Below are 14,351 nucleotides of genomic sequence, written 5' to 3' on the forward strand. Positions count from 1 at the left end.
AAAATGAAAGATATCTACGTACAGTTTCGAGGGAAGTATAAAGTTGATGGCGAATCGCGTGACGCAGAGCACAAAGATTGGCTAGAAGTAAATTCTTGGGCGCACAATATCCGTCAGCCTAAATCAGCGACTTCTTCAAGTGTAGGTGGTCATACTGCTGAGCGTGTAGAACACTCAGACATGGTTTTTGTTAAAGATTTGGATGCAACCAGTCCAAAACTTTGGGAAGCATGTTCTGCGGGTTATACCTTCGATGAAGTACAGATCGATTTCTATCGTGCTAACGGTGACAAGCGTATCAAGTACCTGCAAATCAAACTGAAACATGTACTGGTTTCAAGCGTAACGCCAACTGTGAATGAAGAAGGTGTTCCAACTGAATCATTCGGTTTGAAATATGCCGCAGTCGAGTGGACTTATAACCAGCAAGACATTAACGGTACCCAAAAAGGTGCAGTTACTAAAAAATGGTCACTTTCAAATAACACAGCATCTTACGCTGCTTAATTTGTATGACCACGGGAGGCTGGCGCTATGCCAGCCTCTACCTGATTTTATGCTTAATTAGTAATACATGAATTTAGACCAGCTTTATCCGTACGGTTTTAGAACTACATTATTTGACCGGCTTTTAACTACAGAAGATTATCATTTAAAGGGGTTGTCATTACAGGAACTTCGCGAATCTGTCGCTGCAGATCTGGAAGACCTGCTCAATAGCCGCATGGCATCTTTGTATGAACAGATTGATGATTTTCCACTGGTTAAAAAGTCCATTATGCAGTTTGGGATTATTGATTTTGTCGGCTTATCGACCGCTAATCCAAGTGACCGCGATAAAATCTGCCAGTCTATTGCACAATCCATCGCGGCACATGAACCGCGTTTAAGACAGATTAAAGTTGAAATGTTATTAGATGAACAGGATATGGGGGCTTTGTGCTTGAGTATTCAGGCCTATATCAATATTCATCCTTTATATGAACCTGTGATTTTTGATGCTTTATTAAAACCAACAACACAACAATATGTTATTTCGGCACGTGCATAAGTGGGATTCCTGTGATTGAAGACTTGTTACCTTATTACGAAAAACAGCTGCAAGAATTCGGCCAGCAATCTCGTGAATTTTCCCAGAAATATCCTAAAATCGCGCAGCGTCTGTCTTTAAATCAGGAACAGATTGATGACCCGCATATCGAGCGTTTAATTCAGGCATTTTCACTAATAGCCGCGCGTATTGATAAAAAACTGGCAGACAGCTACGACATTTTTACCCGCGCTTTGTTTGAGGTCATGTTTCCACAGTACCTAAAGCCATTTCCGGCCTGTTCTGTGGTCAGCTTTGAAGATCTCAATAAAATTAAACAGCTGACCGAAGCACATACAATTCCCAAAGGCACGGCGTTAAAATCCAGGAGTTTCAAAGGCGTTCAGTGCGAGTTTTCCAGCACACACACTGTGAATTTATTGCCAATTCAGCTCAACAAGCTGGAATTCAAGAGCAATCCGAGTGCGCATATGCACTTGAACCAGAATGCAACCTTAAGTCTGGGTTTTGAAATTTTTAATCAGGCACACGCATTGCTGCAACAACAGCAGTTGCCAATTTATCTTGATGCGATTTCCAATTTTCCACTCCAGGTACTCGATGGTATTTTCAGTCCCAGTACCGGATTTTCGCTAAAAATTGGCCAGCGCCAAATTCAGATTGCTAATCCATTTCAGCTGATGGGTATGCATGAGCAGGAGAGTGTACTGCCGCTAGATGAGCATACCCATCATGCCTACCGGTTATTGCTGGAATATTTCTGCTTTCCGGAAAAGTTTAATTTCCTGAGTCTGAATCTGGATTTTCTGCATTATTTCGAAGATCAGAGCCAGTTTGAATTGCTGATTCATCTGAAACTGAATCTGAATGATCAGATGGTGATTCGCAATTATTCCGAACTGAACGTGGCTAACTTTAAATTATTTGCCACACCGGTGGTGAACCTGTTTGAGAAGCAGGCCGAACCGCAAAAAATTGATCACAAGCAGCTGGAATATCCACTGGTGACCGATGCGCATCATCCTGAGTTTTATCAGATGTACAGCATTCAGGAAATGAACATGATCCGGGAAAAAACCAATCAGGATCAGGTGGTTTTTCCGGTTTATCCATTTTTTGCCATGAGTCATTATCGGCATGAAGATATTCAGTTTTATTACGCCCTAAATGCCAAGCAGCTGCATAACCGTTTTGTGGAAACGGGCTACAGTGTATTGTCAAAGCAATTACAACCGCAGCACACCAAGTCGGATTTTATCAGCGCCAAACTGCTTTGCTCAAACCGTGACTTGCCACATGAGGCTTTAAGCCAAGCCAATAATATTTTAAATCTGAATGACAGCAGTCTGGCACGGCGCGCTCTGGTACTGAAGCGTCCGAATAAGCCGTATTATTTTGAGCAGAATAAAATGGAACAATGGCGGGTGATCTCGCATTTATCCTTAAACACCTTGTCTTTGATGAAAGGCGATGCGATCAGTCATATCAAAGAGCTGCTTGAACTTTATAACCTACCAAAATCTAAAGAAAATCATTTAATTATTGACTCAATTAAAGCGGTCGAGTTTTCGTTAACCCAGAAAATGGTCGAAGCTAAACCCTTTCCTTTATTTGTCCGTGGTCTGAAAGTGCATCTGGATATTGATCCACAGGTATTTCGTGGCCATAGCCTTTATATTTTCAGTACCTTGCTCAGTCATATCTTTAACTTAAAAGTTCAGATGAACAGCTTTGTGGATGTGGTGGTGCGCGATGCCAACAGCTTACAGGAGTTATACCAATGCGTGCAGAACGTTGGTGGCAAGAAACTTCTGTAATTGCAGATCTGGTTGAACAGCCGACGGCGTATGAGTTTATTCAGGCCACGCGGCTGCTGCGTCATGCACCTGAACAGGCCGTACAGGCCGACTGGAAAAAGGGCTTTCAGTTTCAGACCTCGCTCAATCTGAATTTTCCGGCGGTAGAAATTGAAACGTTGGCGGTTGAAGATGATCAGATTCAGCTGACCAATTTAATGGTGGGACTCACCGGCATTCAGGGGGCCTTACCGTATACCTATACCCAGCGCATCCGCCAGAGTCCACGTATCCAGCGTGAAGAAACCGTGCAGTTCCTCAGTTTGTTTAATAACAAACTGACCGGCCAATATATTGAAGCCAGCTTGGCTTATAACTTGCCGGTACGTTATGAGGTCGAACACGACAATCATTATCTGGATATTCTGCATGCGCTCAATGGTTACATCCGTTCACAACATGAACAGGATGAGATGGATCATTATTTTGCAGAATTTTCAGGCCTGATGCAGGGCCAGAACAACACCGCACATGCCTTAAAAACCGTGCTGAACTGTATTTTCAAAACCGATTTTACTGTACATGAATTTATTGAAGAAAAATTCAAACTGGATGATGCGCATAAAACCTGTTTAGGCGGCAGCAATCCGGCCTTGCTTGGAGTAAATACCTTTTGTGGGGAAACCATCCGCCAGATTGATGGCAAGATTGAAATTGAAGTCGGACCTTTAAACCGGCAGCAATATCAGGAATTTTTACCGGGACAGCGAGACAGCACTAAACTGAAAAAACTCTTACAGACCTGGTGCAGTCCGACTCTAATGGTTGACTTGCGTTTGGTGCTGAGCAAAGAAGACATTCAGCCTTTGTGTCTGAACTCCAGTCATCATGCGGGGCTAGGGCAAGGGGCTTTTTTAATGCCACAGGCACGGGCAGATAATCGTGATAGCTGTTATCCGCTGTTGGGGGATCAAAGATGATCAAGTGGATCATTGGCACTTTTGTCAGTATTTTTATTCTGGTCAGCACCGCCATTATCTTTTACTGGCGCGATATTCAGCATGATCCCGATACGGCAGATATGCTGGCATTTTTTGTGTTTTTGCCTTTGGCGATTACGCTGCTGCTGACGTCACCTTTCATCATTTATAGCGCAGTCCAGCGTTATAAAAAACGTCAGGAAGAACAAAAACAGCAGCAGGAGCAGGCGGCACTTGCCCAGCAACAGATTCCTGAAGAAAAAGTGGAGCCGGTCAGAACGGTGGCGCTGAACCTGTACAGTGGTTATAGCCAGCATGCCTTTGGTGAAAATGAACAGATTGTTGAAGAATTAAAAAATTTCACCAGTCCGGAGCTGGATCATCAGCTGTTAAATGCCTACGGCTTGCCAATTCTGTCCTATCGGATTAAAGACCTGGATGATGAAATTGAGCTGGACGACGATGCAGATGAATATAGCGTTGACAGCCAGCGCAGTTTACGTATGCGCCGGCTGGTCCAGCAGCAGCTGGTTCAGCACAGCGATGTACTGATGCAAATTGCCGAACATTTAAAACAGTCGGCACTGTTCTATGACAGCGAGCTGGCCTATCAGTACCGTATGCATCCGGGCTGGATTGATCCCAACCATCAGGAAGATGACAGCCTTGAACCTGAGCCGGTGCAACCTGTTATGCGTTTAAACCGGATTAATATTCATGTGGTGCTGGCAGAAGATTTGCTGCATTTGTGGAATGAAATGGACAGCCAGCAGATGATCATGGAGTTTATCCAGGATTTTCAGGTGATTCCGGAGCAGATTCATATCGAGCATCATTACTGGGGCAGTAAAAATGCCTATCAGGACTGGTTTGAATTGCTGGAACAGACCGCAGCACAAACCGAAGACGTATCACTAATTGTGCTGGTCGATTCTGAAATTGATCAGGACGTGATTGATGAAAAAACCTGGCTGACCGACCATTATTTACCGGCTGAATTTGTCTCTAGCTGTATTGTGGCCTCCACCGCGGTGCAGATTAACCAGTTAGAACCATTCAAAATGCTGCAGCTGGTGTTGAATGAAAAAAATATTGCCCATTACCTGCAGCAGCATCAGATGACAGAACTGGCGCAATTCGATCAGGAACAGCCTTTTGTGCTGATGCCAGATGATCCGACCCAGATTAAAGTCGTGAAGCAGATTGAACAGAGTTTTGCAGAGTCTCAAATCGAAACTCATCATTTTTTATATACAAAACAAAGTATTGGTCATACCCAACACTTATCGAAAGTGTTTTCTTTCATGTTGGGCATGCATCTTCCAGAGGGAATTATTTCCATGATTTACAGTACCGAACATCCGGCCACCCACGTACTTTTTATGCCGGTTTCCCATGAAACCCCACAGGGCTGATGTTGCAGTATCGCGCGAATTTTAGAACAACGAGAACAGTATGTTTTATACCATTTTAGGCTATGTCTGGCAGTATGTGACTAATCCGAAAGCGATTATTGCACTGTCTATTTTTGTGGCACTCATAGCATCTTATAACACCATTCCGCGCAATCTATTCTGGGCGCTGATGGCAGTGTATATTCTGGGTGTGGTCGGATACGGGATTTATGCCTTGATCCAGCGTTATCGTCATGAAAAGCAGGGCGAAGAGTTGGCCGAAGCCATCAGTAAAGACACCGAAGCTGAATACGGCAAGCAGAAAGATAAAGAAGAATTACAGCTGATTCAACAACAAATGAAAGAATCGATTCAGCTGATCCGCAAGTCTAAACTGGGCGATAAAAAGGGCAATGCGGCCTTATATGAATTGCCGTGGTATATGGTGATTGGTAACCCGGCCGCCGGAAAAAGTTCGGCGATTTATAACTCCGGTCTGAAATTTCCCTTTGAAGAAAGTCATCAGAAAATGGTGTCTGCCGGTTTAAGCGGTACCCGTAACTGTGACTGGTTCTTTTCCACCGAAGGGGTATTGCTGGATACAGCCGGGCGTTATTCGGTCTATTCCGAAGATCATTCTGAATGGCTCGGTTTTTTAGGTTTGCTGAAGAAAAACCGTTCTCAAGCGCCAATTAATGGCCTGATTGTAATTGTCAGCATTGCCGAGCTGGTCAGCCAGAGTCCGGAAAAATCAATTAAACTGGCCAAGAATTTACGTGCCCGGATTCAGGATTTAACCGAGCGTCTGGAAATTTATCCTCCGGTGTATCTGGTGTTTTCTAAAATGGACCTGATTGCCGGCTTTACCGAATTCTTTGAATGTTATGAAGTGAATGAGTTTGATCAGGTCTGGGGTGCAACCTTGCCCTATGATGCGGAATCTTCTCAAAATGCGGTCGAGCTGTTTGAAAAGCATTACGGCATTTTATATGACGGTTTAAAAGGCGTAAGTACTACCCATTTAAGCCGCCGCCATTCACAGAATATTTCTCCAAGTGTCATGACTTTCCCGCTGGAGTTCAAGAGCTTAAAGCCAGCGCTGAAAACCTTTATTGGTACCTTGTTTGAAGATAATCCGTACCAGTTTAAACCGGTATTCCGTGGCTTCTATTTCACCAGTGCCTTACAGGAAGGCACTATTGAAAGCCCGATGACCGAGCAGATTGCACAGGACTTTTTACTGACCAAGATTCCCAACAGTGAACATGGTGTGCCGACCCGTTCGGTTTCACAAAACCATGGTTACTTCCTGAAAGGGCTGTTTTCTGATGTGATTCTAAAAGACAAGAATCTGGTCAAACAGCATATTAATCCACTGCGTAAACGCCAGCGTTATGTTGGCTTTATTGCCGCATTGTTTGGTGTGTCGATTATTCTGGGACTGTGGGTCTGGTCGTATCGCAATAACCAGCAGTTAATTGCCGAGGTGCAGCAAGACCTGAATAAAGTGGTGCAGATTGAGCAGCGCTCTGGCACCGAACTGGCCGGACAGCTTGAAGCCTTGCTGATTCTGCAAAACCGTATGTCACAGCTGGACAGTTTTGCTGAAGATCGTCCATTAAAATTTGGCTTTGGTTTATACCAGGGCAATGAGCTGCGTGAAAAGCTGAAGACTGAATATTTGCAAGGCGTGCAGCAGATTGTGCTGCAGCCGGCACAGCAAAACATGGCACAGTATCTGCAACGGGTAAAAGCCAATGAAGAAACCCTGAAGGCCAATCATGCCAATGTGGAAATCAAGCAGGTGGCCAATCAGCAGAAATATCTGGAGCCATCGGACAGTAATCCGCAAGATGCGTACAATGCACTGAAAGCCTACTTGATGATGAGCAATCCGGAATATCGTGAAGCCGGTCATTTAAGTGATCAGGTGACGCGTTTCTGGCGTCCGTGGTTAGATGCCAACCGGGGGAATTTGGCGCGCGGCCAAATGCTGAAAGATGCCGAGCAGATTTTATCTTATGCCATGACCCTGGCCAATGATGCCAAATTCCCAAATCTGGAAGCGGATACCTTGGTGGTTGATCAGTCACGTCAGGTGTTATTGTCTGTGGTGCGTGGTATGCCGGCACGTGATCGGGTCTATAACGAAATTAAAATGCGTGCAGCGGTACGTTTCCCGGCCTTAACCGTCAAACAGATGGTCGGTGAGAATAATCAGGCGGTGGTGCTGGGCAGTTATGCCTTACCGGGTGTATTTACCCAGAAAGCCTGGGCAGAATATGTCGAAACCGCCATTGATGAAGTCTCCAACCGGCCAACAGATTCTAAAGACTGGGTGTTAAACAGTACCCAGTCCGATGACCTGACCTTTAGTGGCAGCCCCGATCAGATCCGTAAACAGCTGACCGATCTGTACAAGCAGGAATATATTGCAGAATGGCGTAAATTCCTGGCTGGTGTGCACTATGCCAAAGGCAAGGAATTTAAACAGTCTGCGCAGAATATTGAAAAACTGGGTGAACCGGAAAATTCACCAATCCGTCAGATGATTACCCGGATTGCACAGGAAACCTCGTGGGATAATCCGGTGGTTCAGGCAGAACTAGCCGCACCGCAAAAAGGTTTTATTGCCTGGTTTAAACGTAAAGTGTTGAACCGCGATGAAGCGAAAATGGCGGAACAGGCCGTAGCCAGAGCACAAGGACCAATTTCCAAAGAATTCCAGATGTTCTATCAGCTGGTACGTAAGCGTGATGACCAGCAGAACAAGTCTTTACTGGATGAGTATATGCAAGCGATTGCTCAGGTGCGCAGCAAGTTCAATGACCTGAAAAGTGCGGGCGATATTGGTCCATCGGCCATGACCTTGGTGAAACAGACCATCAATGATCAAAGTTCGGTGTTTAACAGTACCCAGAAACTGGTCGATGAGAAGATGACGGTGGGCTTAAATGAACGTGACCAGCAGCTATTACAAAAACTGTTGATCAGTCCATTAACGCATTCATTTGAAAGCCTGTTAATTCCGGCGCAGGATGAGATCAATAAACTCTGGACCATGCAGGCTTATCAGCCATTTAGCGCCAATTTAAGCAAAAAATATCCATTTAATTCCTCTGCGACCTTACAGGCGACCAGCAATGAAATTAGCCAGATTTTTGGTGAAAATGGTAGTATCGCCCGTTTTGTGAAAGAGCATTTAGATCCGCTGGTGATCCGTCGTGGCTATACCTTAACCTCAAAAACCTGGAAAGATTTAGGTATCAGCCTGAACCCGCAATTTGTGATGAATTTCCAGAGCTATGTCGCGCCTAGCAATGGCATGGCGACAGGTGAATTGTCTCAAACCGCGGCGCAAGCACCGGTGAATCAGTCCAACTTCCAGTTCTATCCATTACAGAATCCGCAATTACTGGCCTATACCATTGATATTGATGGGCAGCGTATGGTTTATGAAAATGGCATTCAGCAATGGGTGAATTTCGTCTGGCCAAATCCGGGTGCGATTCCGGGTGCGCGTATTACAGCGGTGGATTTAGAAGGTAAAACCCATACCGTCTTTGATGAACCGGGTGAGTACGGCATTAACCGTCTGATTGACACGGCTCAGCGTACCCAGCAAGGCGGCAGCTTTGAAATGGTCTGGAAAAGCAAGCAGGACCCGAATATTGCGGTGAAACTGAACTTCCGACTGATTAGCGGCAACTCGGGTAATATTGGCTCAAGCCGTGGCTATGCGGGTTTACAGCTGGTTGATCAGGTGGTTACCAATAAATCGGTACGTGTCGTGGCTGCGCAAACAGCACCGACACCTGCCACTGCACGCACCAATAGCACATCGCCTTTAAAAGGAATTGAAGGAGTACAGCCATGATCAGCCAGAACAGGCGAGTGGGAGAGCAGGGATGAATGAGCTGAAAACCCTGCCATTTTATTATGGTAAATGTCCGGCCCGAGGCGATTTTTTGAAAACCAAAGGTCAGTCTTCACTGATTCAGGTGCTGGATCAGTGGATTACTGAGGCGCTGGAAAAAGCGATGCAGTCTCCAGAGTTTCAAAATCGCTATACGCAGCTGCCATCGCTAGATTTTTTCATTGCCAATCCGCAGGAATATAAATTTCTGGTGGCCAACTTAATTGCCAGCGAAGACAGTTCGGGGCGACAGTTTCCGATGGTACTGAGCCATCTGTTAGATGTAGATGTCCCCCTGGAGCATTTGCTGTACGCACCGTATCGCTATAAACAGACCCTGATTGATCTGTTTCAGAAAAACCGGGTGCTCAAGTCGATTCGTGATCCTGAGATTTTGCTGGACAAGCTGGCCAAACTGAATAACCAGATTCAGGTGTTTGATGTGCATGAAAGTGCAGCATTTTATGAACATCATACGACACATTCTTTTGCCCAGTTGATGAAAATCAGCACCTATGAGCTGGCACAAAGCATGATTGGACTGGGATTATTGCTGCAACCGGTGATCCATCAAGGCACCAGTAAATTAAATAAAGTCCTGATTTTACCGATTAATAATCATGCCTATTGCTATGAAATTGCAGCATTTTGGGTCAGTCTGATTAGCCGTTTTGTCGCCAATCAGAACACAGAATTGCTGGTCGGTTTACTGCATTATGACAAACCCTTGCTGATTTTTGGCTTTCATGGCGCAGATATTCAGGCTTTAAGCGAAATTTTCACCCAAAACCTGGACAGTTCACATTGGGTCTCATTGGTCAATGCCAGCTGGATTGATCCGTATCTGGAGCAAAATGCAGGTTTGGCGGCGTTGGAACAGGCTTTATGTGAACGCCAGCTTAGCTTAAGCCAGGGAATCAAACTCTTTAGACAGACTTTTATAGATGGATAAAATGATTAAAAATCAATTAAATACATATAAAAAACAATGGCTGTCTGTACTCTTGTTCAGTGTTAGTAGCTGGGTATGTGCACAGCCGATTGTAGTTGAAGGCGTGGTCCCGAATGAAGCCAGCAAACAGGCCATCCTGACTAAAATGCACAGTGTGTATGGTGCGGACCAAGTCATTGATAAAATTCAGGTTAAATCGGTTGCTGCACCCAATGGCTGGAGCGAATCGGTCACACGAATGATCACGCCAGACCTAAAAAAAGTGAAGCAGGGTCAATTGTCGGTACGCGGTACGCAAATTGATTTAAATGGAAAAATGTCCAATCAAAATGATATCCAGCCAACCACAAATGCTTTTCAGGGCTTGGTACAGGCGCCATATCGTTTTAATGCACAGTTATCTGTAAATCAGGCCGAACAGAAAATTATTGATGATGCCTTGAAAAACCGGATTATTGAATTTGAATCTGGCAGTGCGGTTTTAGCCGCATCTGGGACAAAAATTCTTGATGAGATGGCGATTGCCTTAAATAAGGTTGGTGGCAAGCAGGTGAAAATTATTGGCCATACTGATAGCTCTGGTGATGCCAATAAAAACCTGATCTTAAGTAAAGAGCGTGCACAGGCGGTAAAAGATTATTTGATTGGCAAAAATATTCCTGCAGATAGTTTGAGTGTGGAAGGTTTAGGTGCCAACAAACCTGTGGCAGACAACTCAACAGCTGAGGGTCGTAAGAAGAACCGTCGTATTGAGTTTGAAGTGATTTAAGCGGTCATTGAAGGAATGAGAGCCATCTATAGGATGGCTTTTATTTAATATATTTTATTTCGTATAATGTATATTATGTTAAATACCGTTCACCATACAATAAGTTCATATTTATCTTACTCTCACCTGAATTGGCTATTCACCAAAACTTATGAATCTTGCCGGCTTTGAATATAGCTTCCTTGAGGATTTGATAGCCCTAGGAGTATTCCTTTGAAAGTTTTCGCAATGAATTACTTAGCTAACTTTGGCTGTAAGCCATTAAATTGCTTATGTCAACTGTCAAGCCTTTTGAAATTTTCCTTAGAAATTAAAACTAAATAAGAATTGGGTCTGACGGTTCTATATCAGCATATTTAACTTAAGCACTCGCAACTAATGCTGCACAAACGGCCCGCTTCTCTGGTTCAGATAACTGATGAGCTAAAAGACCTTCAATGGTGAATACAGCTATTTTTACTCTAGGCTCAATTTGATCAGCGGACATTCCTATCTTCTGTAGCTCTAAACGAAACAATGCCTCCACCATGACATGGAATCTCTCATGCCATTCCTTTAGTTCTGTCGAAAATTTCAGTCTAGCATGCACAGTACTCACCAAGCGATCAACTAATTGCAGTTGATCCACTACCCAGATTAAACGTTCAGAAAGATCCTTTGATGATTGCAACATGTATTCATTTACATGCTTGGTTAACTCAGCATTCAGGATGCTAACCAATAATTCATCTTTATTTTTGAAATACCAGTAAATGGTATTTGGGGCAACTCTAGCTTCAACAGCAATACGACTCATGGAAGTCGCATCATACCCTTCGGTTAAAAACAACGAACGTGCAGCATCAATGATCTCTTGTTGTTTTTCTTCCCGATCTTGTACACGTTTATTACGGGCCATTCAGTTTTCCCACTCTACTAAAAATTAAGGTGCTATCACATAAAACGGATCAAAGCAGTATCGTAAATTCTTCTTGAATGCTATTCAAGAATATAGTTAAATCATATTATCTTGAACAACATTCAAGATAATGTAAAAGAATGATAATGCACTACTGATTGATCAAAATAAATTTAATTTTCTGGTGCATTTTTAACAAGAAATAAGATGGAAGGTAGCCATCAAGAAATCTAAGAGCAGGCCAAAATATATGTCAAACCGTAAATATCCTGATACCTCACATATTGAAAAATCAGTCTATGAGTCTAACTTCCTAACTGAAGGTGATATGTGCTCAGCAACATTACATGTACCTAAAGAGTCAGCAACACAAAAGCTGCCTGCTGTTTTAATGGTAGGTGGTTGGGGAAGTATTCAAGGTGCATTGACCGATTCTTTCATCAATCACTTTGTTACCCAAGGTTATGCTGTGATGGAATTTGATTATCCAGGCTGGGGATTAAGTGGAGGTCTGCCGCGTCAGGATATTAATCCGTGGAAGAGAGTAAAAACCGTTAATAAAGCATTATCCCATTTGAAGTCTATGCCTCAGGTGGATGCTGACAATATTATTGCCTGGGGTACTTCATTTGGTGGTGGACATGTGGTGGATCTAGTAGCAGAACACCCTGAATTAAAAGGTGCCATTATTCAAGTTCCTATGCTAGATGGCATCAGTACAGTACGTTCTGTACCTCTACCCCAAATGTTTAAATTTTTAGGGTATGGTTTAGCGGACAGAATTAAACCAGGTAAACGAATTTGCATTCCAACTGTGTCACAACCGGGTCAATTAGGAGCGATGGATCGTGATCAGGCCTGGAATGCCATGGAACTTGCTAAAGAGAAATTGAATATAGACTATGATAATCGTGTTACTGCACGTTCGCTTTTGACTATGGGATTCTATCGCCCATGGAAACGTTTAAAGCAGGTCAAAGTACCTATGTTGATTGTAGGGGCAACTCAAGATACCGTCGCTCCGTTCGTAGCTAAAAAGATTGAAAAGGTAAAAAATCCTTTCATTCAAATGAAGAAAATTGAAGCGGACCATTTTGACCCTTATTTTGAACCATACTTCTCACAAAATTTAAGTTATCAGTTGGACTTTTTAAACAGCTTAAAGTCTTCAAGAGCACACGTATAAATGCCATACCGCTTATAACAGCTAAAATAGCCTTATCCCTGGATAAGGCTATTTCTTTAAAGCGATCGATAGAAAATTTTTAAATTAAAGCTGCTGTAGAAATGATATATGTTGCGATTGGATGCGATCGATAAAGGGTGCATGAAACAGATCAAAATGCCCACAGTCTTCTTCTAAATAGCGGATTGACTTTGATTGTTGCGCCGTTTTGCGTGTACTTGATATTGGAATTAAAGAGTCTTGCTTTGCTCCAATCATTAAGGTGGGGGTCTGAATTTTATGACTTACGGAAATGGGGCGATAAAATGGAATAGTGAGGACGATTCGTGCAGGAACTTGGTTATCCTAGTTTTGGTTTTCCTCAACTAATGAATAATAACCCTGATAACAATCCGAACCTGATAGGACTGCAAACCGACTTTTTGCTACGACCTTCATCAATTTTGCCTTACCAAATAGACTATAGAACAAGTCAGTGATTGTTAAATAGGTTGCAGGCAAAAGATAACGTTTAGGGTAACCCTACACTGAAAGTTTGCGTATCTGTTAAGTCAAAGTTTAAACGGCCATTGATGTCAAGGGTATCGGTATCCATTGTGCTACCCTGCCAAGGACTTAATGAAATACGCTTTCCTCGACCATCAAATTGAGAACCTCGGCGGGTATAATCTAGGCCTAAAAATCCATCCACTTGATCATTACTAAATGAGGCAGTTTGACCCACTTGGTAAGTTAAACCATCACGGCGGAAATTATCGGCTGATGTGATGCCCAGCTTGGTTTGAAAACTTACGGGTTCAGATTTATCTGCGCGTTTGGTAATAATATTAATAATACCGCCAGTTGCACCTGAACCATAAATACTGGATGCGCCGGAAACCACCTCAATATGGTCAATCATATTTGGACTAATACTATTCAGTTGACGTGCAACATCCCGTGAACCTGTCTGTGAAACTCCATCAATCATGACCAGTACATTACGTCCACGCATGGTCTGACCATAATTACCTGTAGTTCCACTACTAGGCGCTAAAGACGGTACAAGTTGTGCTAAAACATCTGCGACTTTTCGACCTGCGTCGGCTTGTTGAACAATTGCTTCGCCATGAATGGTTTGTACTGTCCCTGCGATCTCGGCGATTGTTTTAGGTGTACGTGTGGCGGTCATCACCATTGTTGAAAGTTGAGTGATATCCGATTTTTCTGGTGCAGCTGCTGGGCTACTCTCTTTTGCATAAAGATGCATAGAAATAGCGATTGTGAGAAGACAAAGATTAAATTGAGATAGCCGCATTTTTATTCCCTAGATTGCAATTGTATATTTTATAGCAAATGATAATCATTATTATTTAAAAATTTTATTGAGTACTTTCTTGGCTTGAAACTTCACAGAAAAAATTTCATAA

10 protein-coding genes and 1 pseudogene are annotated in these 14,351 nt (G+C 43.3%); 9 read left to right on the forward strand and 2 right to left on the reverse strand.

Going from position 1 to position 14,351, the window contains the following annotated elements; genetic code table 11:
* The first annotated feature begins 3 nt into the window (after nt 1–3).
* The 8 genes from FTU54_RS02290 (at nt 4) to FTU54_RS02325 (ending at nt 10,858) form a co-directional block, all read left to right on the forward strand.
* Nucleotides 4–507, forward strand: coding sequence for a type VI secretion system tube protein Hcp (locus FTU54_RS02290; RefSeq protein ID WP_005177807.1), 504 nt, complete (start codon nt 4–6; stop codon nt 505–507).
* Between the two features lie 67 nt (nt 508–574).
* Nucleotides 575–1,051, forward strand: a complete 477-nt coding sequence (gene tssE / locus FTU54_RS02295) for a type VI secretion system baseplate subunit TssE (protein ID WP_127799557.1) — start codon at nt 575–577, stop codon at nt 1,049–1,051.
* Nucleotides 1,052–1,062: 11 nt separating this feature from the next.
* Nucleotides 1,063–2,868 (forward strand): type VI secretion system baseplate subunit TssF, encoded by a 1,806-nt coding sequence (gene tssF / locus FTU54_RS02300; RefSeq protein ID WP_127799559.1) that lies wholly within the window; start codon nt 1,063–1,065, stop codon nt 2,866–2,868.
* Nucleotides 2,832–3,827: a type VI secretion system baseplate subunit TssG gene (gene tssG / locus FTU54_RS02305; protein ID WP_180074363.1), complete on the forward strand. Its 996-nt coding sequence runs from the start codon at nt 2,832–2,834 to the stop codon at nt 3,825–3,827. Before tssF ends, tssG begins: the two co-directional genes overlap by 37 nt.
* A complete protein-coding gene (locus FTU54_RS02310; protein WP_168399662.1) occupies nt 3,824–5,242 on the forward strand; it encodes a hypothetical protein in 1,419 nt (472 codons plus the stop codon). Before tssG ends, FTU54_RS02310 begins: the two co-directional genes overlap by 4 nt.
* Nucleotides 5,243–5,282: 40 nt before the next feature.
* Nucleotides 5,283–9,098, forward strand: a complete 3,816-nt coding sequence (gene tssM, locus FTU54_RS02315; protein WP_127801016.1) for a type VI secretion system membrane subunit TssM — start codon at nt 5,283–5,285, stop codon at nt 9,096–9,098.
* A 31-nt stretch (nt 9,099–9,129) separates the two neighbouring features.
* The gene (tagF, locus tag FTU54_RS02320; protein WP_005177824.1) at nt 9,130–10,089 is read left to right on the forward strand and encodes a type VI secretion system-associated protein TagF; all 960 of its coding nucleotides are present in this window, start codon (nt 9,130–9,132) and stop codon (nt 10,087–10,089) included.
* 1 nt (nt 10,090) lies between these two features.
* Nucleotides 10,091–10,858, forward strand: a complete 768-nt coding sequence (locus FTU54_RS02325) for an OmpA family protein (RefSeq protein ID WP_075175237.1) — start codon at nt 10,091–10,093, stop codon at nt 10,856–10,858.
* 361 nt (nt 10,859–11,219) lie between these two features.
* Here FTU54_RS02325 and FTU54_RS02330 read toward each other — a convergent pair whose 3' ends face one another.
* Complete coding sequence (locus FTU54_RS02330; protein WP_075168278.1) at nt 11,220–11,756, reverse strand: TetR/AcrR family transcriptional regulator; 537 nt, start codon at nt 11,754–11,756, stop codon at nt 11,220–11,222.
* Nucleotides 11,757–12,006: 250 nt separating this feature from the next.
* Between FTU54_RS02330 and FTU54_RS02335 the strand changes: the two genes are divergently transcribed.
* Nucleotides 12,007–12,942 (forward strand): alpha/beta hydrolase, encoded by a 936-nt coding sequence (locus FTU54_RS02335; RefSeq protein ID WP_075168279.1) that lies wholly within the window; start codon nt 12,007–12,009, stop codon nt 12,940–12,942.
* Between the two features lie 520 nt (nt 12,943–13,462).
* On the opposite strand, the pseudogene FTU54_RS02340 reads toward FTU54_RS02335, so the two are convergent.
* Nucleotides 13,463–14,239: pseudogene (locus FTU54_RS02340) on the reverse strand (TonB-dependent receptor plug domain-containing protein); the annotation flags it as partial.
* Nucleotides 14,240–14,351: the final 112 nt, after the last annotated feature.

This window comes from Acinetobacter sp. YH12116 (assembly GCF_013418895.1).
Lineage (GTDB): Bacteria > Pseudomonadota > Gammaproteobacteria > Pseudomonadales > Moraxellaceae > Acinetobacter > Acinetobacter indicus.

Bases quoted from the DNA above. Each gene is read 5' to 3' on its own strand.
- FTU54_RS02290 (WP_005177807.1), top strand. From the start codon at position 4: ATGAAAGATATCTACGTACAGTTTCGAGGGAAGTATAAAGTTGATGGC.
- tssE (WP_127799557.1), top strand. From the start codon at position 575: ATGAATTTAGACCAGCTTTATCCGTACGGTTTTAGAACTACATTATTT.
- tssG (WP_180074363.1), top strand. From the start codon at position 2,832: ATGCGTGCAGAACGTTGGTGGCAAGAAACTTCTGTAATTGCAGATCTG.
- FTU54_RS02310 (WP_168399662.1), top strand. From the start codon at position 3,824: ATGATCAAGTGGATCATTGGCACTTTTGTCAGTATTTTTATTCTGGTC.
- tssM (WP_127801016.1), top strand. From the start codon at position 5,283: ATGTTTTATACCATTTTAGGCTATGTCTGGCAGTATGTGACTAATCCG.
- tagF (WP_005177824.1), top strand. From the start codon at position 9,130: ATGAATGAGCTGAAAACCCTGCCATTTTATTATGGTAAATGTCCGGCC.
- FTU54_RS02325 (WP_075175237.1), top strand. From the start codon at position 10,091: ATGATTAAAAATCAATTAAATACATATAAAAAACAATGGCTGTCTGTA.
- FTU54_RS02330 (WP_075168278.1), bottom strand. From the start codon at position 11,756: ATGGCCCGTAATAAACGTGTACAAGATCGGGAAGAAAAACAACAAGAG.
- FTU54_RS02335 (WP_075168279.1), top strand. From the start codon at position 12,007: ATGTCAAACCGTAAATATCCTGATACCTCACATATTGAAAAATCAGTC.